Here is a 20046-nt window from a genome sequence, read left to right on the forward strand (position 1 = left end):
GGACATTCCGGCTATGTTCTACGCGACCCCGTCGCCCCTTCAGCACCATGAACAGCCGCCCCCATCCAGACCAGAGCCGGGCCGAGCGCAGCCTGCGCTCGTCGCTCGGCCTCGCACGCCCGGCCGGGCGCCAGGAGGACATTCCTGCCACCGTCCACGCGATTGCGGTCGCGCTGGACGAGTGCCGCGTGCGGCATATCGACGGCGCCGCGCTGCTCGACGGCACGGGGCTCGGCGCGGACGAAGTCGCGTCGCCGAACCTGCACGTGAATCGCGGCCAGGAGCAGCGCTGCTTCCACAACCTGCTGCAGTGCAGCGGCGTGCCGTCGATCGGTCTGTCGATCGGCGCGCGGCTGCACGTATCGACGCTCGGCCTCGCCGGCTACGCGATGCTGATCAGCGGCTCGGTGATGCAGGCGTTCCGGTGCATGGGCCAGTTTCCGCTGTTCATGGGGCTGTATTTCGATGTGCGTATCGATACGCACGCGGACGGCATGAGCGTGACGATCAGTCGCTACAACGGCGAGCCCGATCTCGAGGTGTTCCAGGTCGACATGTGCCTGTCGAGCCTGCGGCTGATCGTGTCCGATCTCGTCGGCAAGCCGGTCTGGCCCGAGCAGGTGCAGCTCGCGCGCCGCACGCCGCGCAACGCGGCCGACTACACGCGCCACTTCGGCTGCAAGGTCGTGTTCAATGCGGGCGACAACCGTCTCGTATTCACGTCGGTGAACGGCACCGAGACGCCGCTGCTCGCGAACGAAGTCAGCTTCAACGCGTTGCATGGCCAGTGCGAGGCGCTCGAACGGCAGTGGGCCGCGTCGGTCGGCACGCGCTTCGCCGATCGCGCGAGGGAGCTGATGGCGCGCGACCTCGCGCGCTTCAAGTCGATGACGTCGCTCGCGGATGCACTGCACCTGACGGAGCGCACGCTGCGCCGGCGGCTCGACAAGGACGGTCTCACGTTTCAGTCGCTCCTCGACGACGTGCGCCGCGACGAAGCAGTGCGGATGCTCGACGATCCCGAGCTGACGGTCGCGGCCATCGCCGAACGTCTCGGCTACAGCGAGCCGCGCAGTTTCCGTCACGCATATCGACGCTGGACCGGCAGGGCACCGCGCGCCGATCAGGACGGCAGCGAATAGGCCGGGCGCGCGTGGAGATATGGTGGTGCGTGACGGTCGGGCACGACGCTGGGGCGCTCGCGAAACCCGCTTCAAGTCGACGGCCTCGTCAATCGATTCGGAATTCGAATCATTTTTCAAACACCTGATCCTTCCCCGTTTCATCGCCACCGCACGATCGTCGGCACGCAATCCCGATCGCTCCCCAAGGTAGACGCGATCATTCGATTACTCTATACTCAGCCCAACTTCATCACAAAATGCATGATCTCGTGTGCAACGTGATGTCATTTCGCAATTCGTTGCGCATGCATCCGTTTCGCCACGTCAAGGGGGCCTCCGGCTCCAGCGGCAGGTGTCACGCCCGCCGCATCCATGCCGTCCTCACGGGGCGGTGCCCTGCTCGAACGCGCCTCGCCATGACGGCGCCGCCGGGCTGAACATGACAATCAGACGAACGCAGCATTGCGTTCACTCGACCGCCAGTCGCACCTCGTTGCGGCCGGCATGACTGTTTCCGTCAGTTCAAATCGCGGCCATGCCGGGATCACGAACTTCCATCGCGGCGCCATCCGGCGTCCACGCGGCGCGCGCTCGTGCGTGTGCCGCACCGAGATTGAGGGGGTGTATCTTCATGACTCGACGCACTGTCCAGCTGGTGGGCAGCCTGATCGCCATCGTCGCCATCGCCTGGGCGCTCGCCCGCGGCATCGGCGCCGACACATTCAGCCAGCGCGCGGACGATCTCGCGTACTACGCGGGCCAGCACATGCTACTGGTCGTCTATTCGATGGCGCTCGCGATCGCCGTGGGCGTGCCGGCCGGCGTGCTGCTGAGCCGGCCGCGCTTCCAGCATCAGGCCGAGCGCTTCATGCAGGTCTTCAACATCGGCAACACGATCCCGTCGCTCGCCGTGCTCGCCATCGCGCTCGGCATCTTCGGCATCGGCAGTGTGCCCGCGATCGTCGCGCTGTTCCTCGCATCGCTGCTGCCCATCACGCGCAATGCCTACGAAGGCATGAAGAACGTGCCGGCCGCGCTGCGCGAAGCCGCCAAGGGCATCGGCATGACGGGCTGGCAATCGCTCGTGCGCGTGGAGTTGCCCAATGCGCTGCCGATCATCGTCGGCGGCGTGCGCACCGCGCTCGCGATCAACGTCGGCACGGCCCCGCTCGCGTACCTGATCGGTGCGGACAGTCTCGGCTCGCTGATTTTCCCCGGCATCTATCTCGACAACCAGCCGCTGCTGCTGCTCGGCGCGTCGCTCACCGCGATCCTCGCGCTCGTGCTGGACGGCCTCGTCGCGGCCGGCAGCCGCCATTGGCTCGCCCGCCACGGAGGTGCCGCATGACGCTCCACCGCACCATTCGATCGCTCGCGCGCCTGTGCGCCGTCGCCGCGTTGTGCGTGGCGGCGAGCGCACCGGCCTGCGCGGCGAAGCTCGTGCTGGGCGCGAAGAACTTCACCGAGCAATACGTGCTGGCGGAACTCACCGCGCAATACCTGCGCGCGCGCGGCTACGACGTGGAAGTCCGTTCGGGCCTCGGCAGCACGCTCGTGCGCAGCGCGCTGGAGAACGGCCAGTTCGATCTCATGTGGGATTACACGGGCACCGCTGCGCTCGTCTACAACAAGATCAACGACAAGCTGTCGCCCGACGAAATGTACCGGCGCGTCAAGGCGCTCGACGTGCCGCGCGGGCTCGTCTGGCTCGACGCGTCGCCGCTCAACGACACCTACGCGATCGGCCTGCCCAGCCCGCTCGCGCAGGCCACCGGCATCCGGACCGTCTCGCAGCTCGCCGAGCACCTGAAGACCGATCCGGCCGCGAAGCACTACGTGTTCGGGATGGACGCCGAATTCGCGAATCGCCCCGACGGGCTGAAGCCGCTGCTCGCCGCCTACGGCATGCAGTTCAGCCGCGCGCAGCTCAAGCAGATGGAACCGGGGCTCGTCTACACGGCGCTGCACAACAACCAGCTGAAGATCGGCCTCGTCTACACGACCGACGGGCGCGTGAAGGGCTTCGGCATCGTGCCGCTCGAGGACGACAAGCACTTCTTCCCGCCGTACAACGCGACGCCCGTGGTGCGCAAGGGCACGCTCGATCGCAATCCGAAACTTGCGACGCAGCTCAACGCGCTGTCGGCCGCGCTCGACAACGACGTGATGCAGGCGATGGCCAAGGAGGTCGACCTCGACGGCAAGTCGCCGCGCGACGTCGCCGACGCGTTCCTGCGCACGCACAAGCTGCCCTGAAGGAGAACCGATGAGCGTATTCGACTATCTCGCGTCGAGCTGGCCCGAACTGCTGCAACTCACGTTGCAGCACATCTGGCTGGTCGGCATCGCCGTAGGCTGCGCGATCGTGGCCGGCGTGCCGCTCGGCATCCTCATCAATCGCCACGACTGGCTTGCCGGGCCGCTGCTCGGCGTCGCGACCATCGTGCTCACGCTGCCGTCCATCGCGCTGTTCGGCCTGATGATCCCGCTCTTCTCGCGCTTCGGCCAGGGGATCGGCGCCGCCCCCGCGATCACGGCCGTGTTCCTGTACTCGCTGCTGCCGATCATGCGCAACACGTACCTCGCGCTGCACAACGTGGATGCGGGCATCAAGGAAGCCGGCACCGGCATCGGCATGACGTCGTGGCAGCGCCTGCGGCTCGTCGACCTGCCGCTCGCGGTGCCCGTGATTCTCGCGGGCGTGCGCACCGCGGTCGTGATGAACATCGGCGTGATGACGATCGCCGCCGTGGTCGGCGCGGGCGGGCTCGGCACGCTGATCCTGCGCGCCATCGGCCAGAGCAGCATGATGAAACTGCTGGTGGGCGCGGTGCTCGTGAGCCTGCTCGCGATCGTCGCCGACCGGCTCCTGCAGAGGCTGCAGCGAGCATTGACACCGAAGGGAGTCCAGAAGACATGATCGAACTCGACAAACTGACCAAGACCTTCACGCGCAAGGACGGCCAGGCCGTGCGCGCCGTCGACGCCGTGAGCCTCTCGGTGGCCGAGGGGGAAATCTGCGTGTTCCTCGGCCCGTCGGGTTGCGGCAAGACCACCACGCTGAAGATGATCAACCGGCTGATCGCCCCCACGTCCGGCCGTGTGCTGATCAACGGCGAGGATACGGCGCAGCTGAACGAGGTCGACCTGCGGCGCCACATCGGCTACGTGATCCAGCAGATCGGGTTGTTCCCGAACATGACGATCGAGGAAAACATCATCGTCGTGCCGCGCCTGCTGGGCTGGGACAAGAAGCGCTGCGCCGAACGCGCGCGCGACCTGATGGCGATGGTCGCGCTCGATCCGAAGCTGTACCTGAAACGCTATCCGCGCGAGCTGTCGGGCGGGCAGCAGCAGCGGATCGGCGTGATTCGCGCGCTGGCCGCCGATCCGCCCGTGCTGTTGATGGACGAGCCGTTCGGCGCGGTCGATCCGATCAATCGCGAATCGATCCAGAACGAGTTTTTCCAGATGCAGCGGCAACTGAACAAGACCGTGATCATGGTGAGCCACGATATCGACGAAGCGATCAAGCTGGGCGATCGCATCGCCGTGTTCCGGCGCGGCCAGCTCGTGCAATACGATCACCCCGACACGCTGCTCGCCCGCCCGCGCGACGAATTCGTCGCGCAGTTCGTGGGCCAGGACAGCACGCTCAAGCGCCTGCTGCTCGTGAAGGCCGGCGACGCCGCCACGCAGCCCGAAACGGCCCGGGTCGATACGCCGCTCGCGCACGCGCTCGCCGTGATGGACGAAACCGACTGCCGCTACCTGACCGTGCTCGACGACGCGGGCCGCGCGCTCGGCTACGTGACGCGCCGCGCGGCGCGCACCGGCGGCGGCGTGTGCGGCGAGCGCGTGACGCCCTTCCCGGCCGGTGTCGCGGCGGACGACAACCTGCGCATCGTGCTGTCGAAGATGTACCAGTACAGCGCGTCGTGGATGCCGGTGCTCGACCCCGACGGCGCGTGGCTCGGCGAGATCACGCAGGACTCGATTGCCGCGTACCTCAGCTCGGGCCGCTCGCGCCGGCAGACGGGCCAGCCGCCCGGCACCCCGGCCGATGCGGTCGCGGCAAGCGCCACGCACTGATTCGTCTCCGTGCCGGTGCGGCGTCGCACCGGCACGGGCAAGCGAATCGATACCGTGCGCGATGGAAAAAAACGCGCGGCCAGGCCCGGCGATCAAACGCCGCCTGACCCGCCTTCAACTGAAAACCGTCGAACCGGAACCGGCGAGCGGACGCCATTTCGATCATCCGTGTTTGCCGCAGACGTAATCCATGACCAGCGTCTGAATGGAGTCGCGCTCGACATACCGGTAATCATCCGAATTTTCGCGAGATACGTAGACCTCGCCCGGCTGCACTCCGACCATGCTGGTCTTGCCCATCGCCCAGGTCTTGTTCTCGCAGTCGAACGACCAATCGGAAACGACGCGCTTCACCGGAAACGGCGCCGAGTAACGGCGCGGCTCGGCATAAACGATCTTGACCGTCACCCACGAATTGAGCGGATGACGCTCGACGGAAGCGGGATCCACATAGAGCGCGATAGCCGGGCCCGGGCCAAGCGTGATCCAGCTCTCGGCCCATGCCCCGCTTGCGACGAGCGCAAGGAATGCACCCGCAATCCAGCGTCTTTTCATTTTCATTCCTCGAATCCGGCTCGGTGAATTCCGGCGGCCTGATTCTACTTTCTCCGGTTGCGTGACGTGCGCGATTCAAACCGGATCATTCACCGACTTCAAATCATTTCGCCCAATCGACATCCGGTCACACCTATCGAGCGCATATAGAACAATCCGCGCGACGAATGCATCGCGAATTGCATGAATTCGACTCGCGTAGAATGCCCGCAATAATCGAACATCAAGCCGAGCGGGCCGCCCTTCCATTCCACTCGCACCGGCGCAACGCGAACACGACAACACGGACACGACCCGTGGCATCCGCAAACGGCGCCGCCCCGACCGCGCGCCCTTGCGACGATCGCCCGCCGACGAAGCCTCCATGAGCAAACCGATCCTGTACCTCCTCGCCGGCAACGGCAGCGCGGCCGACTGGTGGGACGATGCGCTGCCCCACTTCCGGCATTACCAGCCGGTGCCGCTGGAACTGCCGGGGTTCGGCGACAACCCCGCGCCGCCCTGCGAGGATCTCGCCGCCTATGCGCAAGCGCTGCTCGACATGACCGAACCGGGCCACGCGATCATGGCGGTCGGCGTGAACGCGCTGCTGGTGCTGCACGCGTTGCAGCGACGCCCCGGCCACTTCAGCCGCAGCGTGCTGCTCGCGCCCGTCGGCGCGTTCCTGTGGGAACGCCGCCTGCCGAAACTGATGGCGCCGAAGCCGCTGCGCAAGACCATCCACTGGCTGCTCGCGCACTACCCGACGCTGTTCGCCCGCAAGTTCTCGAACCTGACCTGGACACGCGCACAGTACCGCCGCATGGGCGCCGGCTATGCGCGCTGCCGTGCGTTCCTGCCGCACTGGGATCTCGTGCGCGCCGATACCGCGCTACCGCTGCTCGAGTGGGTCGCCGATCGCATCGAACTCGTATGGGGCGACCAGGACAACGTGCTCGGCGTGCGCCAGGCCGCCGCGTGGTCGGCGATTCTCGCGCGCGCCGACCTCACCGTCACGCTGCAGGCCGGCTGGGGACACTATCCGTGGATCGACGCGCCGGCGGCATTCGTGCACTGGCTCGAAGCGGGCGATGCCGGCTTCGTCGCGCATACCAAGGGCGGGCGTCTGGCGCTGGCGACGATGGCCGGCCTGCCCGTGCCGCCCGCGCTGTCGCTGACCCGCGCCGACGATCCGCGCCTGCCCGGCTTTCTCGCGAGCCAGCCCGATGCCGAGTGGGCGATCCGCTCGTCGAGCCACGGTGAAGACCAGGCCGATGCGGCCAACGCCGGCCTGCATACGACGTTCCTGCGCGTACCGGCAGCGCAGGCGGCCGCGCGTGTGGCGGAGCTGCTCGATGGCGGCCTCGAGGAAGCGGTCGTGCAGCGCTTCATCACGCCCGTGCTGTCGGGCATCGCGTTCGTGCGGCATCTGGCGGTCGAAGTCGAATGGGTGGAAGGCCACCTCGAAACGCTCGCCGACGGGCAGGCCAGCCCGCAACGCGCGACCCTGTCGCAGCTCGGCGAGCCCTGGCAGCGCGGTACGTTCCCCACCGCGCACGGCCTGGGCGCGACGCAACTGTGGACCTTCCTGCAACGCGTGCTGCGCGCGTTCCACTACGTGCCGGGCGACGTCGAGTGGGCATGGGACGGCCGGCAGCTGTGGCTGCTGCAATACCGGCCGATCAGCAGCTACGGCTGGCATCGCCACCTGACCGCCGCGAACATCGCCGAGATCCTGCCGCCGCAGCCGAGCCGGCTGGTCGAGTACGCGCAACGACGCGCGGCCGGCAGCATCCCGGCGATCATGGCGCGCTGGGACGCACGCGTACTGCAGGACAACGAACCATTCACCGCGCTCTATGGCGGCGCGTCGTATATCAACAACGACCTGTTCCTCGCCCGCCTCGCCGACTGGGGCGTGTCGGCCGGCAACTACTCCGGCGAGATCGGCGGCGCGACGCCGCCGCTGCGCTGGCGCCCGCTGCGGCTGCTGCGTTCGCTGCCGGTGTTCTGGCGCATGCTGCGCGTCGCGCGCGGGCACCTGCCGACACTCGAACGCGGCTTGCAGCGCTTCGACCAGGAACTCGCGACGCTCGTCGAGCAGCACGCCGACGGCCAGCAACTGGCCGACTGGTTCACGCGCTTCTACGTGTTCGTCGTGCAGGGCAACCTGTGCATCGCGTCGTCGCTGGCCAGCAGCGGCGGCGCACTGTGGGGCCGTCCGCCGACCGCATACGGCCAGCTCGACGACAGCCCGCATCGCCTGCCGTGGGAAACCGATCCGGGCACCGCGCGGCCCATGCCTACCGATCTCCCGCTGCAGGCGTTTCCCGACTGGCCGCTGCCGGTTCGCGTGCTCCACGCGCTCGGCGCGCCCGGCATGCGCGGCTGGTATCTGCAGGTGCGCGAGTGGTATCGCGACAACCTGATGCGCGTGTTCTTCCGCCTGCATCATGCGATGCCGGCCGCCGATCGCGACACGTGGTTCGCGCCGCATCCCGATCGCCGCGAACGCAACGGCAGTTTCTGGCAGGACGGCAGCGAAGGCACCGACGAGGCGGCCGGCTTCATGATCTATCCGGGCCACACGCAAGGCGTGCTCGGCCACGACATCCTGCTGGAAGACACGCTCGACCCGGGCCGGCACGCGCAGTACCAGGCCGCGCGCGCCGTGATCGCGCGCATGGGCGGCCGGCTGTCGCACGGCGCGACACTGCTGCGCGAACTGCGCAAGCCGTCGGCCGTGCTGCCGCGCGTCGATGCGGCGTGGATCGGGCGCGAGGTGCGGCTCAGCGACGGCCGGCTGACGCTGGTCGAATGAACGAGATGCGGTTGTCGTCCGCCTGAGCCTGAACTGCTTGCGGGTCAGCGCACCGGCGTGCGGACGACTCCGTCGACCTTCAGCGTGCGGCGGTCGTGCGCGGCTTCGTATTCGACCGTCTGCGCGGGCGTGACGGCGCCGTACGAACGGCCGTTCACATAGACGGTGCCGTCCCGCAACTCGACCCGGTCGCCATTGACCGTCGCGGTGGCCCGTTCGCCCTGCAACACGGCGCCCGAGCAGCCGGCGGTCGAGAAGCTGCGTACCGACGTGCCCGGCATCGCGGCGATCCCGCCCGGGTCCGCCGCATGCGCCGCGCTGCACGGCGGCGCATCCATGCTGCCGGCCGCGTGGACCGCGCCGGCGCTGATGCCGCATCCGGCAAGCAACGCAATCGTCATCGGCTTCAGAGGGTTCATGGTGAGCTCCGTTGTCCGCCGCCGCGGATCGATGGCCAGCCGACGCCCGTGCGCGCATGGCAGGCAGGCCGGATGCACCCAGTATGCGTCCGCTTCGCGGCACGCCGCCATCCGCGTCAGTACCACTCGTCGCCGCCCTGGTTCACGCCGACACCGGCCTCTGGAAACATCTCCCACCGTGCAATCCGTCCCCATGAAAGTTCGCCTTGATCAAGTTGCGACCCGCAACTATTATTGATTGCGATCCGCAACCTTTCCAGGCCACCCATGGACCTCATCGACGCGCCCGCCAAGCCTCGCGAAGCCACGATCCTCGAGCTGCGCGACTTCTCCCGAAAACTGGTTCGCGAGCTCGGCTTCATGCGCGCGACGCTGGCCGACAGCGACTGGGCGCCTTCGGCCGTCCACGCGATCCTCGAGATCGGGATGGCGCCCGGCATCAACGCCCGCGACCTGGGCAACATCCTGCGGCTGGACAAATCGAACACGAGCCGGCAACTCGCGCGGCTCGAGGCGGCCGGTGTCGTCGAGCGGCGCGTGTCGAGCGACGATGCGCGCGCGATCGAGCTGTACCTGACCGCCGAAGGAAAAAAGCTCCAGAAGAGAATCGACACGTTCGCGACGGACCAGGTGTCGAATGCGCTGCGCCGCATGGTGCCCGCCGACCAGCAGGCGCTGCTGCGCTCGCTCGCGCTGTATGCCGATGCGCTCGCGCAGGACAACGCCGCGAAACCGTCCGTCCCGGCACGCGACGCGCCGGCGATCCGCGAAGGTTACCAACCGGGCTGCATCGGCGATATCGCGAGCCTTCACGCGCGCTTTTATTCGGAACACTGGGGCTTCGGCGCCTTTTTCGAAAAGCGGGTGGCGACCGAACTGGCCGAATTCGCCGCTGCGCTACCGGCCGACGGCAAGGCGCTTTGGCTATGCCAGGAAGACGGACGGACACTCGCGTCGCTCGCGATCGACGGCGACCCGGCAACGGGCGTCGCGCACCTGCGCTGGTTCATCGTGAACGACGCGCTGCGCGGGTCGGGCATCGGGCGCCGGCTCATGACGGAAGCCATGCGCTTCGTCGACGCGCAGCGGTTTCGCGAAACCTATCTGTGGACGTTCAAGGGGCTGGACTCGGCGCGCCATCTGTACGAGTCGTCCGGCTTCACGCTGACCGACGAATCCGCGGGCACGCATTGGGGAACCGAGGTGGTCGAGCAACGCTTCAGCCGGCCGAGGCCGTCGGGCGGCTGAGGGGCGACGGGACGGCTCCGTCGCGCTACCCCATCCCGAAGAGCGAATCGAAGACGTTCTTGATTTCTCGATGAAAAAGTCGAACGCGCAGGATAACCGCACTCGAGCGTCCACGCGACGCGTGGCCGGCGCATCACTTGATGCGCCGCACGCGCACGATGCCCCAGACGAGTATCGCGATAACGACGGCGAATACCGCACGCGTATCCGGATCTCGCGCACGCCGCTGCGACCGAGCGCGTGCGCGGTCACCTTCAGCGTCGCGTCTCGAGAATGTGATCGTCGCGCGCTACGTGCCGAGGCGCTCAGTCGACTGCCGGAATCCATGCGGCAGTCGCCGCGTCGCTCGCGCGGAACGCCGGAAACTTCGCGGCGAGTTCGGCCACGGTATGAATGTCGTTCTTCACGAGATCGTCACGCGTGATCAGCGTCGGCTTCACCGCGATGCGCGCGCCCGGGTCCTGCCCTGCGACCAGCAGCGCGGCGGCCCGCACCGACACGGCGCCGACGACCGCCGGATTGGTCGCGGCCGTCGCGACCCACGCGCTGTTCGGCGCGCGGATGGCCTCGATGTCGGCCGTCGACACGTCCGCGCTGTAGATGCGGATTTTCGACGAGAGCCGGGCCTCGTCCGCCGCGAGCTTTGCGCCGCGCGCGAACTCGTCGTACGGCGCGAACACGACGCGAATGTCGGGATTCGCGCGATACACGGCCGCCGCCTGGTTCGCGACCGATTGCGCGATCGGATTGTCGACGGTGCCCCAGCGCGCCTTTTCCTGCACCTTCGGGTGCGCACGCTTGAAATCGCGCCACGCGGCATCGCGCCGGTCGAGCGGCGCGAATCCGGCCACGTACACGTACCCTGCCGCGAACGTGTCGCCGTTGTCCTTCACCGCCTGATTCAGCAGCAGGTTCGCCAGGTCGCGATCGTTCTGCTCGATCTGCGGCACCTTCGGATTGGCGAGATCGACGTCGAACGCGACAACCTTGATGCCTTTGTCCAGCGCGCGCTGAACGACGTCCTTCAGCGATTCCGGCAAGCCGTGATTGACGATGATCGCAGACACGCCGATGCTGATCGCCTGCTGAATCTGCTCGCGCTGCTCGGCCGCGTCCTGCCGGCCTTCGTAGATGCGCAGATCGACGCCGAGCGCCCGTGCCTGCTTCTGCGCGCCGGCTTCGTAGGCCTGGAAGAAATCGCCGGTCGACAGGTAGTTGACGAGCGCGATCTTCACGCCGCCCTTGTCGAACGGCGCAGGCGCCCCCTTGAGCGGACCGGCGTGGGCCGTGGGCACACCGAACACGAGCGCGGTGCCCAGCACGAGTGCACCGAGTTTCAGTTCGATACGCGACTTTCGGCGAAGCAACGAGCGCATGGCGTGTCTGTCTCCATATAGGACGATATCGGCTCAATCTATCAGCGCACCGAGCGAATTCAAACCGACCGATTCGGCAATGGATATTACTTTGGATAACAAACCGTCCTGCCTGAAGATTCTCCGAACCATGGGTGCCCGAGCCTGGTCTCGGCGACCTCACGCATCACGCCCGGGCATCCGTACGGCGACCGATGCCGAACGTAAATGCAAGGGCCAGCACGAGCAGTACGCCCTTGATGAAATCCTGCATGTAGTAGGGTGCGTTCAGCATCGTGAGCCCGTTGAGCAGCACGCCGACGAACACCGCCCCGACGACCGTGCCGAATACGTTGGGCCGCTTCGCGCCCCACACCGCGTAACCGATCAGCGCGGCCGCCACCGCATCGAGCAGCAGCGAGTGGCCCGCGCTCACGTCGCCGCGGCCGACCCGCGCGGCGATCAGCACGCCGCCCAGCGACGCGATCGCACCCGACACGACATACGCGGCGACGCGGTAGCGCGCGGCCGGCGCGCCGGCCAGACGCGCGGCCGTTTCGTTGCCGCCGATCGCGTAGATCACGCGGCCCCAGCGGGTCGCCTCCATCGTCACGCAGGCCAGCACCGTCACAGCCGCGAGCAGCAGGACTGGCAACGGTACGACGTCGAACACGCGCAACCGGCCGAGCGCGAGAAACGCATCGGGGAACACGCCCGTCGCGTCCGTGCCGTCGGGCAGCACGGAACCGGTCGCGAGCGAACGGCCGCCGGTCGGGATCAACTGCAGGCCGGCCAGCAGGAACAGCGTGCCGAGCGTCGCGAGCTGGTCGGGCACGCGCAGCCGCGTAATCAGCAAGCCGTTGAACAAGCCGGCGGCCACGCCAAGCACGACGCAGGCGAGCACGGCCGCCCATGCGCTGCCGTGCCAGACGACCAGCACGTAGCTCGCAGCCATTTGCGCGGTCGCGGCCACGCTGCCGACCGACAGGTCGAAGCCGCCGGCCGCGAGCGTGACCGTCACGCCGATGCCGAGCAACGCGACGATCGACACCGCCTGCAGGATGCTGAACAGGTTGTCGAGGTTCAGGAACGCGGGCTCCCTGAGCGCGAACACGACCACGAGGACGCCCAGCACGAGCAGGATGCCCGTCCGTTCGAGCACATCGCGGATGCGCGCCGGCCCGGGGCGCGACGACCGTTCGACGGATGCGGCATGGCGGACAGTGGAAGAAGTCACGGGTTTCATGAGCAGGCACGCACGATGGAAGAAGTGGGAGGCACGCAATCAAGCGTCGCGCGGTCGAATCGCACGATACGATCGGCGATCTCGGCCGCTTCCTCGAGATCGCTGACGAACACGATCGTCGTGCGCTCATGCGCATGACGCCGCAGCGTATCGACGATATCGGCGCGCGCGCCCGCATCGATGCCCTGGAACGGCTCGTCGAGCAGCAACAGCCGCGCCGGCTCGGCATGCCAGCGCGCGAGCACGACCTTCTGCTGGTTGCCGCCGGACAGGTGCGCGACGCGATCGTCGGGCCCGTCGCAGCGAATGCCGAACCGTGCGATCGCCGCCGCGGCGGCCGTGCGTTCGCGCGCTCGGCGCACCGCGCCGCTCGCGAACCAGCGCGACAGGAACGGAAAGCCGATCGTGCCCGCGATCGACGCGAACGGAACGCTGTCGGGAAACAGCGACGTGCGCCAGCGGTCCTCGCCGGCCAGGAATACGCCGGCGCGAATTGCATCGGCCGGCGAGCGTGGCCGCCACGGCCGCCCGTCGAGCGTCATCTCGCCGGCCGCCGCCCGCACCGCGCCGAAGATCGTCCGCGCGAAGCGCGACTTGCCGCCGCCGACGGGGCCCGCGATCGCGACGATCTCGCCGCGCCGGACATCGAAGTCGAACGGTGTACTGGTCGGCGTCAGCCGCATCTGCCGCACGCTGAAGCCTGGGCCTGCCCCGGCTCCGGCGAGCCCGGCACGCTCCGGCACCGATGCACGCGTACGCGGCAACGGCCGGCCGATCATCGTTTCCACCGCCGCATCGAAATCGATCGGCGCGGCCAGATCGGCGACGATCCGCCCGTCGCGGACGATCGCCGCGCGATCGGCGATGCGGCGCAAATCGCCGAGCCGATGCGACACCAGCAGGATGGCGACGCCGTCGCGGCGCAACGCGTCCACCAGCACGAACAGCCGCTCGGCCTCCGCCGCCGACAGGCTGGCGGTCGGCTCGTCGAGAATCAGCAACGATGGCTGCCCGGCCAACGCACGCGCCAGGGTCACACGCTGCTGGTCAGCCAGCGACAGCGAGGCGAGCGGTGCGGCCAGGTCGACGTCGAGCCCGACCCGTGCGGCGAGCGATCGCGCCGCCGCGCGCCGCGCGGCCGGCGGCACGCGCCACGGCGAGGCCGGATCGCACAGCCGGTCGAGCAGCAGGTTGTCGGCGATCGACAGCGTCGGCACGACGGCGTCGGCCACGGACTGGTGCACGGTCGCGACGCCGAGCCGCTTGGCCGCGTGCGGCGACGCCGGTCGATAGGGTTCGCCGCGTAGCGTCAGCGTGCCGCTGTCCGTTTGCAGCGCGCCGCTCAGGATCTTGACGAAGGTCGACTTGCCCGCGCCGTTCGCGCCCATCAACGCGACGACTTCGCCGGCGCCGATCGACAGGTCGAGCGCCGCCAGCGCGACGGTCGCGTCGAAGCGCTTCGCGATGCCCGTGGCGCTCAGGACGGGCGGTAACGTCGACCGATGAGGCCGATCGTCGCGCGTCACGTCCATCGTCTCGTTCGTCGCGCTATTCATACCGAAGATTCCGGACGGCGCGATGCGCTTGCAGGAGAAACAGGTCGTCGTGGGTCATGTCACGCAACTCCGCTGAGGGTCGTCCGGTATTGATCGGCTCGTCAGCCCGCTTCCGGCACCGGAAACCGGAACGAAGCGCCATAGGCCGTGTCCGGCAGGCGGTCCCGCCCGCTCAGCCGTGAACGGAAGGTGCCGCTCGCCGGCGTCGCTCGGTACAGGCCGCGCTTTTTCAGTTCCGGCACGATCAGTTCGGCGAAATCGTCGAGCGTGCCCGGGCTGATCAGCGGATTGAGCATGTAGCCGCTCGTCGTCGATTGCCGCGCATGCTCGGCGAGCTGGTCGGCGACTTCGTCAGGCGAGCCGACGAGGATCAGGTCGGTGCCGCGCGTGACATTCGCGAACTTGCGCCGCACGTCGCCGGCGGTGAGCGGCTTGCCGCTGCCGTCCGGCCGCACCACGTAGGACGTGAGCCCTTCCGTTTGCGTCGTCAACGGCTCGTCGTCCGCATAGCGATCGATGTCGATGCCGGTATCGCCCGCATAGCTGACGAGTTGAGCCTGCAGGTGATAGTGCTGCTGCAGCGCGTGGTACTTCTCCTTCGCGTCGGCCGACGAACGCGCCGTCACGATCCGCAGCACCGTGAGCGCCTTCACATCCTCCGCTGCCCGGCCGTTTTCGACCGCCAGCCGCCGGATTTCATCGAGGCCGGTGCGGATCTCATGCGGATTCGACTTCGCGACGAACACCACTTCCGCGTGCTTCGCCGCGAATTCGCGCCCGCGCCCCGACCAGCCGGCCTGGATCAGCACCGGCGAGCGCTGCGGCGACGGCGCGCAGACGTGCGGGCCATGCACGCGATAATGCGTGCCCTCGTGCTCGATCGGCCGCACACGGTCGCCGCGCGCGTAGCGCGGCTCGCGCTTGTCGGCGACGACCGCGTCGTCCGCCCAGCTCCCTTCCCACAGCTTGTAGGCCACGTCGAGAAACTCCTCCGCACGCGCGTAGCGTTCGTCGTGGCCGATCATCCGGTCGAGCCCGAAGTTGCGCGCCGCGCTCGTCAGGTAGGACGTCACGATGTTCCAGCCGATCCGGCCGTTGCTCAGGTGGTCGAGCGTGCTGAAGCGCCGCGCGAGCGCGAACGGGTGCTCGTAGGTCGTGCTCGCGGTCACGCCGAATGCGAGCCGCTCGGTCTGCGCGATGAGCGCCGGAATCAGCATCATCGGATCGTTCGCGGGCGCCTCGACCGCCCACCGGACCGCCGCGTCGGACGACCCGCCATGGACGTCGTACAGGCCGAGCACGTCCGCGAAGAACAGCATGTCGAGATCGGCCTGCTCGGCCGTGCGCGCGAGGTTCGACCAGAACGCGAGCGTATTCGCGCGCAGCCGTTCGTCGGCGGGATGGGTCCACAGGCTCGGCGCACCGCCGCAGCCGACGCTGGCCTGTTCGTAAAGGGAAAACAGCAAGGGGCGAGGATCGGACATCGTCGTGTTCAGTGCAAAAGCAGGAATCAGTTGGGTGCCGCCCACGCGCCGGACGATGCGCGGCGGCGCCGTGCGGGCGGGCGATCGTCGGGCTCGCGCGTCAGGTAGCGGTTGAGGTGTTTCTCGAGACGGGCGGCGGGAATCGTCAGCAGCGCGACCAGCACGACATAGACGATCGCCGCGCCCGCGAGCGGCTCATAAACGCGCAAGGTTTCAAAACGAAGCGTATTGGCCGTCCCCATCACGTCGAACACCGTGACGGTCGACGCGAGGACGGTCGACTTCAGCAGCAGGATCGCCTCGCCGGTGAGCGCCGGCAGCGCGAGTCGCCACGCACGCGGGCCGACGATCCGGCGCAGTACAGCCGCCCGCGTCATTCCGTATGCAAAGCCGGCCTCGATTTCGCCGGCCGGCACCCCGGCAATCGCGCCGCGCAGGATCGTCGCGACATAGGCGCCCTCGTTCACGCTCAACGCGACGACCGCATACCAGAACGCGTCGCGCAACAGCGGCGACGCCCAGCTGTCGCGCATCCATTCGCGCGGGACGATCTGGCCGAAGCCGTAATACAGCAGATAGAGCTGCACCAGCAGCGGTGTTCCGCGAACCAGCATGATCCAGCCGCGCGCGGGCCAGCGGCAGGCTGCGTGGCGCGAACCCGCCGCCAGCGCGAGCGGAATGCCGATCACCACGCTGGCGATACCCGACAACAGCAGCAACGCCAGGGTCGTCGGCACCGCGGCGAGCAGCTTCGGCATCACCGTGTCGAGCAGGAAAGGCAGCGAGAAGATCATGTCGTCGCGCGCCTCGTGCCGCGGTTCGCATGCCGCTCCAGCGCCGCGAAGAGGCCGGTCGACGTGATGCTCAGCAGCAGGAACAGTGCGGCCGTGACCAGATAGAAGAATACGTAGTGCCGCGTCGCGCCGGCCGCGAGCTGGCTCGCCTTCAGCAGATCCGTGAAAGACCCGAGCACGCTGATGAACGACGCATCCTTGGTCGCGTTCAGCCACACGTTGCCGACGCCCGGCAGCGCGAGCCGCGCGGCGGCCGGGAACCGGATGCGCGCGAACGTCTGCCATGGCGTCATCCCGTACGCGTGCGCGGCTTCGATCTGGCCGACCGGCACGTTGACGAGCGCCGCGCGGAAGATGTCGGTGAGATACGCACCCTGGATGAAACCGAGCGACAGTGCGGCGACGACGAACGGATCGAACGCGAAGTCGCCCGATACGATGCCGCTGCCGCGAAGCGCGTTCTCGATGGCCGGTGCGACCGCATAGAACGCGAGCAGCAGGCACAACAGTTCGGGCAGCGCGCGCACGAGCGTCGTGTAGAGGCGCGCCAGCCACACGAGCGCCGCGTATCGCGACAGCTTGCCGAGCGCGCCGGCGACGCCGAGCAGCACGCCGGTGCAGAACGACGCAGCCGCGACGCCGAACGTCAGCGCGAACGCACCCGCGAACACGCGGCCATAACCGCCGTCGCCGAATGCGAGCAACGCGAGCAGCGAATCGTCCGCGGCCATGCGCTCAGCGCCCCTTCTCGATCGTGCCTTTCAGGTTCGGATAGCGGGCGGTGATCGCATCCCACGTGCCGTCCTGCTGCAGTTGCGCGATCGCGGTCGACAGCTTGCCGCGCAGCGCATCGCCGCGCCGCACGCCCGCGCCGACCCCGAGGCCCAGCACCGGATCGTCCGCGCACGTGGCCTTGACCTCGAAGTCCTTGCCGTCGCGCGACGCGAGGAACGCCGTGAATAGCCCCTTGCCTTCCTGCACGTAGTCGACGCGCCCGGACACCAGATCCGCGAGCGCATTGTCGAACTTGTCGAACGCCTTGATCTGCACGTTCTGCTTGAAGCGGGCATCGAGGAACGCCGAGAAGTTCGTGCCGGCCTCGACGCCGATCACGCTGCCCTTGAAGGTCGTGGGCACCGCGCAGTCGACGCGGCGCCGGTCGCTTTTCGCGCCGACGAACACCGTCGGCGACTCATAGTAGGCACGACTGAAGTCGATCGCTTTCTGCCGTTCGCCGGTGATCGTCATCGACGACCAGATCACGTCGATCTTGCGGTTCTGCAACGCCGGAATCAGGCCGTCCCATGCAATGTCGGTGAGCTCGCACCGCACGTTCAGCTTGCCGCATGCGGCATCGAGCACGTCGATTTCCCAGCCCTTCCACTTGCCGCCGGCATCTTTCGAAAAGAACGGCGGATACGATTCGGCGTCGATGCCGACGCGCAACGTCGGCTGGGCCGCGTGGGAAATCGGCGCGAGGCCGAGCACGAACAGCGCGGCCGCGGCACGGCGGACCCTGGAACGCATCAAACGATTCATGTGGCGAATTTCTGAAATAACGTCGGAACGACCGGCGTTACAGCCGGCAGGAGGCGTGACTGTAATGCGCGCCGATGCGTGTACCAAATGGTTATTTTTGCGATGGATATCTGATCGCGCGATATGCACGACATGCACGAAACCGCGCACCGTCCGACGTACGGCACGGTACGCGATTCATCCGTCGTTCACGCCGCCACGGCCTCGCGCCGCAACGCCGGCAGTCCAGGTTCGCGCGAAAATCGCCGCCTACATAGTCGGTATCGAGCAGATCGCGCCGCCGCAATTCGGGCAGCAACCCGTTGAGCAGCAGGTCTTCCTGGTCCGGCTGGCCGAGCCCGTGCAACGACAGCACGTCGACGAGCCCCGCGCGATAGCGCGTTTCAATCGCGTCGGCGAGCTGTTCCGGCGTGCCGGCGACGGACCAGTGGCCCGTCTCCTGCGCACGGATGATCAGCTCGCGCAGCGTCAGCCGCTGGCGTGCGTAGCCCACGAAGATCGCGACGCGTCCGCGCCGGCGATGCACGCTGTCGATCGCCGGCAGCAGCGACGCCGGCAACGGCTGGTCGAGCGGCAGGCCGCTCAGGTCGACGACGCCGCCCAGCATGTCGGCCAGCTTCAGCCTGCCCTGTTCGTAATCGATCCGTTCATGCTTGTCGCGCAACCGTCGCGCGACGTCGGCATCGGATTCGCCGATCACCGAATGGAACGAGTTCATCACGAGCGGCAGCCGGTCGGCGCGGCCGAATGCGATGGCCTGCCGATGCAGCTCGGCGACGAATGCGCGCGCATCGTCGTGCGTCGGCTGTGACGTATAGACGACCTCCGCGTACTTCGCGCCGAGCGATACGCCGCTGGCCGACTGCCCGGCCTGAAACAGCACCGGCCTGCGCTGCGGCGACGGCGGCACGTTCAGCGGCCCCTGCACCTGGAAGTGCTCGCCGCGGTAGTCGATCGCGCCGAGCTGGCGCGGATCGACCGAGATGCCGCCGCCCTGCCCGCGCCGCGTCGCGCGCGGATCGTTCGCGTCGAACAGCGCGTTGACGACTTCGACGAATTCGGCCGCACGCGCGTAACGCCGTTCGGGGTCGGGCAGCGCCGCATCGCCGAAATTCTCCTCGCCGACCGACGACGTGACCGCATTCCACGCGGCCCGCCCGCCGCTCACGTGGTCGAGCGTGCCGATCAGCCGCGCGAGGTTGTACGGATGGTGATACGTGGTCGACACCGTCGCGACGAGGCCGATCGCCGACGTCGCCTGGCTCAGCGCCGCCAGCGCGACGATCGGCTCCTGGCTGCCCGTGGTGCCCGCGAGGCCGGCCGCATCGGCCTGCAGCAGGTCGGCGGTAAAGAGGCCGGTGATCTTCTCGGCTTCCGCCCTGCGTGCGAGCGACGCCGCGCGTCGCACACCCTGTGCGACATCCGCATCGCCGGGCGCGTACAGCACGCTCGCCGCGCCGACGAGCGTCTTCAGCCGTCTGCGTGCGCCGCTCATGACGCGGCTCCGTTCATCGCGCGATGGCACGCCGTGAGGGCCGTACGTCGTTCGCGTTGCTCGTTCATTCGCACTCCTCGTGATTCCGTTCGGTCGGAGAATCGGAGCGTGCCCGCGGGCATCGCGACGGCGAGCGTACTCGCGTCGGACCGTCGGTCAGGCTCCACACACGCGCCGCGAGGCGCGCAGCCAACGACCATAACGCAAGCCCCCGGGGCGGCCGGAACGAATATTTTCGGCTTTCGATATTCTTCTTGATTGTTTGACCGTGCGAACGTCGACGCAAAATAATTCGGCATGCCAAATCCGCTGATCAGGCCGTTTCGACCCGCGCCGATC

Annotated in this window: 17 protein-coding genes; 7 read left to right on the forward strand and 10 right to left on the reverse strand. The window is 67.9% G+C overall.

Features of this window, described 5'->3' with window-relative positions; translation table 11 throughout:
* Positions 1-47: 47 nt before the first annotated feature.
* From CFB40_RS34755 to CFB40_RS34785, 5 genes are all read left to right on the forward strand, one after another.
* On the forward strand, positions 48-1142 hold the full coding sequence (locus tag CFB40_RS34755; protein ID WP_089433886.1) for an AraC family transcriptional regulator: 1095 nt from the start codon (positions 48-50) through the stop codon (positions 1140-1142).
* 613 nt (positions 1143-1755) lie between these two features.
* On the forward strand, positions 1756-2472 hold the full coding sequence (locus CFB40_RS34770; RefSeq protein WP_089429928.1) for an ABC transporter permease: 717 nt from the start codon (positions 1756-1758) through the stop codon (positions 2470-2472).
* On the forward strand, positions 2469-3380 hold the full coding sequence (locus tag CFB40_RS34775) for a glycine betaine ABC transporter substrate-binding protein (protein ID WP_089433887.1): 912 nt from the start codon (positions 2469-2471) through the stop codon (positions 3378-3380). The genes CFB40_RS34770 and CFB40_RS34775 overlap by 4 nt, the downstream gene beginning before the upstream one ends.
* Positions 3381-3390: 10 nt before the next feature.
* Positions 3391-4044: an ABC transporter permease gene (locus CFB40_RS34780; RefSeq protein WP_089429930.1), complete on the forward strand. Its 654-nt coding sequence runs from the start codon at positions 3391-3393 to the stop codon at positions 4042-4044.
* Complete coding sequence (locus tag CFB40_RS34785; RefSeq protein ID WP_089433888.1) at positions 4041-5216, forward strand: ABC transporter ATP-binding protein; 1176 nt, start codon at positions 4041-4043, stop codon at positions 5214-5216. Before CFB40_RS34780 ends, CFB40_RS34785 begins: the two co-directional genes overlap by 4 nt.
* A gap of 162 nt (positions 5217-5378) precedes the next feature.
* On the opposite strand, the gene CFB40_RS34790 is transcribed toward CFB40_RS34785, so the two are convergent.
* Positions 5379-5777 carry a surface-adhesin E family protein gene (locus tag CFB40_RS34790; protein WP_089433889.1) on the reverse strand — a complete coding sequence of 133 codons (399 nt, stop codon included), beginning with the start codon at positions 5775-5777 and terminating at the stop codon, positions 5379-5381.
* 358 nt (positions 5778-6135) lie between these two features.
* On the opposite strand from CFB40_RS34790, the gene CFB40_RS34795 reads away from it, so the two are divergent.
* Positions 6136-8571, forward strand: a complete 2436-nt coding sequence (locus tag CFB40_RS34795; RefSeq protein WP_089433890.1) for a PEP-utilizing enzyme — start codon at positions 6136-6138, stop codon at positions 8569-8571.
* Positions 8572-8615: 44 nt separating this feature from the next.
* Here the strand turns inward: CFB40_RS34795 and CFB40_RS34800 are convergent, their stop codons facing one another.
* A complete protein-coding gene (locus tag CFB40_RS34800; protein WP_089433891.1) occupies positions 8616-8990 on the reverse strand; it encodes a sugar ABC transporter ATPase in 375 nt (124 codons plus the stop codon).
* Positions 8991-9257: 267 nt separating this feature from the next.
* Here CFB40_RS34800 and CFB40_RS34805 point away from each other — a divergent pair, with 267 nt between their 5' ends.
* Positions 9258-10238, forward strand: coding sequence for a bifunctional helix-turn-helix transcriptional regulator/GNAT family N-acetyltransferase (locus CFB40_RS34805; RefSeq protein WP_089433892.1), 981 nt, complete (start codon positions 9258-9260; stop codon positions 10236-10238).
* A gap of 305 nt (positions 10239-10543) precedes the next feature.
* Here CFB40_RS34805 and CFB40_RS34810 read toward each other — a convergent pair whose 3' ends face one another.
* The 8 genes from CFB40_RS34810 to CFB40_RS34845 all read right to left on the reverse strand — a co-directional run bounded on the left by CFB40_RS34810 (position 10544) and on the right by CFB40_RS34845 (position 19707).
* A complete protein-coding gene (locus CFB40_RS34810) occupies positions 10544-11614 on the reverse strand; it encodes a substrate-binding domain-containing protein (RefSeq protein ID WP_089433893.1) in 1071 nt (356 codons plus the stop codon).
* A gap of 166 nt (positions 11615-11780) precedes the next feature.
* The gene (locus CFB40_RS34815; RefSeq protein ID WP_089433894.1) at positions 11781-12839 is read right to left on the reverse strand and encodes an ABC transporter permease; all 1059 of its coding nucleotides are present in this window, start codon (positions 12837-12839) and stop codon (positions 11781-11783) included.
* A complete protein-coding gene (locus tag CFB40_RS34820) occupies positions 12836-14395 on the reverse strand; it encodes a sugar ABC transporter ATP-binding protein (protein ID WP_089433895.1) in 1560 nt (519 codons plus the stop codon). Before CFB40_RS34820 ends, CFB40_RS34815 begins: the two co-directional genes overlap by 4 nt.
* A 101-nt stretch (positions 14396-14496) precedes the next feature.
* Positions 14497-15879: an LLM class flavin-dependent oxidoreductase gene (locus tag CFB40_RS34825; protein ID WP_089434040.1), complete on the reverse strand. Its 1383-nt coding sequence runs from the start codon at positions 15877-15879 to the stop codon at positions 14497-14499.
* A 26-nt stretch (positions 15880-15905) separates the two neighbouring features.
* Positions 15906-16673, reverse strand: coding sequence for an ABC transporter permease (locus CFB40_RS34830; protein ID WP_089433896.1), 768 nt, complete (start codon positions 16671-16673; stop codon positions 15906-15908).
* Entirely contained in the window at positions 16670-17404 is a 735-nt protein-coding gene (locus tag CFB40_RS34835) for an ABC transporter permease (protein WP_089429940.1), read from the reverse strand. The genes CFB40_RS34830 and CFB40_RS34835 overlap by 4 nt, the downstream gene beginning before the upstream one ends.
* Before the next feature lie 4 nt (positions 17405-17408).
* Positions 17409-18212, reverse strand: coding sequence for a transporter substrate-binding domain-containing protein (locus CFB40_RS34840; protein WP_089433897.1), 804 nt, complete (start codon positions 18210-18212; stop codon positions 17409-17411).
* A 91-nt stretch (positions 18213-18303) separates the two neighbouring features.
* The gene (locus tag CFB40_RS34845; RefSeq protein ID WP_089433898.1) at positions 18304-19707 is read right to left on the reverse strand and encodes an NtaA/DmoA family FMN-dependent monooxygenase; all 1404 of its coding nucleotides are present in this window, start codon (positions 19705-19707) and stop codon (positions 18304-18306) included.
* Positions 19708-20046: the final 339 nt, after the last annotated feature.

Source organism: Burkholderia sp. AU31652, from assembly GCF_002223155.1.
Lineage (GTDB): Bacteria > Pseudomonadota > Gammaproteobacteria > Burkholderiales > Burkholderiaceae > Burkholderia.

Bases quoted from the DNA above. Each gene is read 5' to 3' on its own strand.
- CFB40_RS34820 (WP_089433895.1), bottom strand. From the start codon at position 14,395: ATGAATAGCGCGACGAACGAGACGATGGACGTGACGCGCGACGATCGG.
- CFB40_RS34835 (WP_089429940.1), bottom strand. From the start codon at position 17,404: ATGGCCGCGGACGATTCGCTGCTCGCGTTGCTCGCATTCGGCGACGGC.
- CFB40_RS34830 (WP_089433896.1), bottom strand. From the start codon at position 16,673: ATGATCTTCTCGCTGCCTTTCCTGCTCGACACGGTGATGCCGAAGCTG.
- CFB40_RS34770 (WP_089429928.1), top strand. From the start codon at position 1,756: ATGACTCGACGCACTGTCCAGCTGGTGGGCAGCCTGATCGCCATCGTC.
- CFB40_RS34790 (WP_089433889.1), bottom strand. From the start codon at position 5,777: ATGAAAATGAAAAGACGCTGGATTGCGGGTGCATTCCTTGCGCTCGTC.
- CFB40_RS34845 (WP_089433898.1), bottom strand. From the start codon at position 19,707: ATGAGCGGCGCACGCAGACGGCTGAAGACGCTCGTCGGCGCGGCGAGC.
- CFB40_RS34815 (WP_089433894.1), bottom strand. From the start codon at position 12,839: ATGAAACCCGTGACTTCTTCCACTGTCCGCCATGCCGCATCCGTCGAA.
- CFB40_RS34805 (WP_089433892.1), top strand. From the start codon at position 9,258: ATGGACCTCATCGACGCGCCCGCCAAGCCTCGCGAAGCCACGATCCTC.
- CFB40_RS34840 (WP_089433897.1), bottom strand. From the start codon at position 18,212: ATGAATCGTTTGATGCGTTCCAGGGTCCGCCGTGCCGCGGCCGCGCTG.
- CFB40_RS34795 (WP_089433890.1), top strand. From the start codon at position 6,136: ATGAGCAAACCGATCCTGTACCTCCTCGCCGGCAACGGCAGCGCGGCC.
- CFB40_RS34825 (WP_089434040.1), bottom strand. From the start codon at position 15,879: ATGTCCGATCCTCGCCCCTTGCTGTTTTCCCTTTACGAACAGGCCAGC.
- CFB40_RS34785 (WP_089433888.1), top strand. From the start codon at position 4,041: ATGATCGAACTCGACAAACTGACCAAGACCTTCACGCGCAAGGACGGC.
- CFB40_RS34780 (WP_089429930.1), top strand. From the start codon at position 3,391: ATGAGCGTATTCGACTATCTCGCGTCGAGCTGGCCCGAACTGCTGCAA.
- CFB40_RS34800 (WP_089433891.1), bottom strand. From the start codon at position 8,990: ATGAACCCTCTGAAGCCGATGACGATTGCGTTGCTTGCCGGATGCGGC.
- CFB40_RS34810 (WP_089433893.1), bottom strand. From the start codon at position 11,614: ATGCGCTCGTTGCTTCGCCGAAAGTCGCGTATCGAACTGAAACTCGGT.
- CFB40_RS34755 (WP_089433886.1), top strand. From the start codon at position 48: ATGAACAGCCGCCCCCATCCAGACCAGAGCCGGGCCGAGCGCAGCCTG.
- CFB40_RS34775 (WP_089433887.1), top strand. From the start codon at position 2,469: ATGACGCTCCACCGCACCATTCGATCGCTCGCGCGCCTGTGCGCCGTC.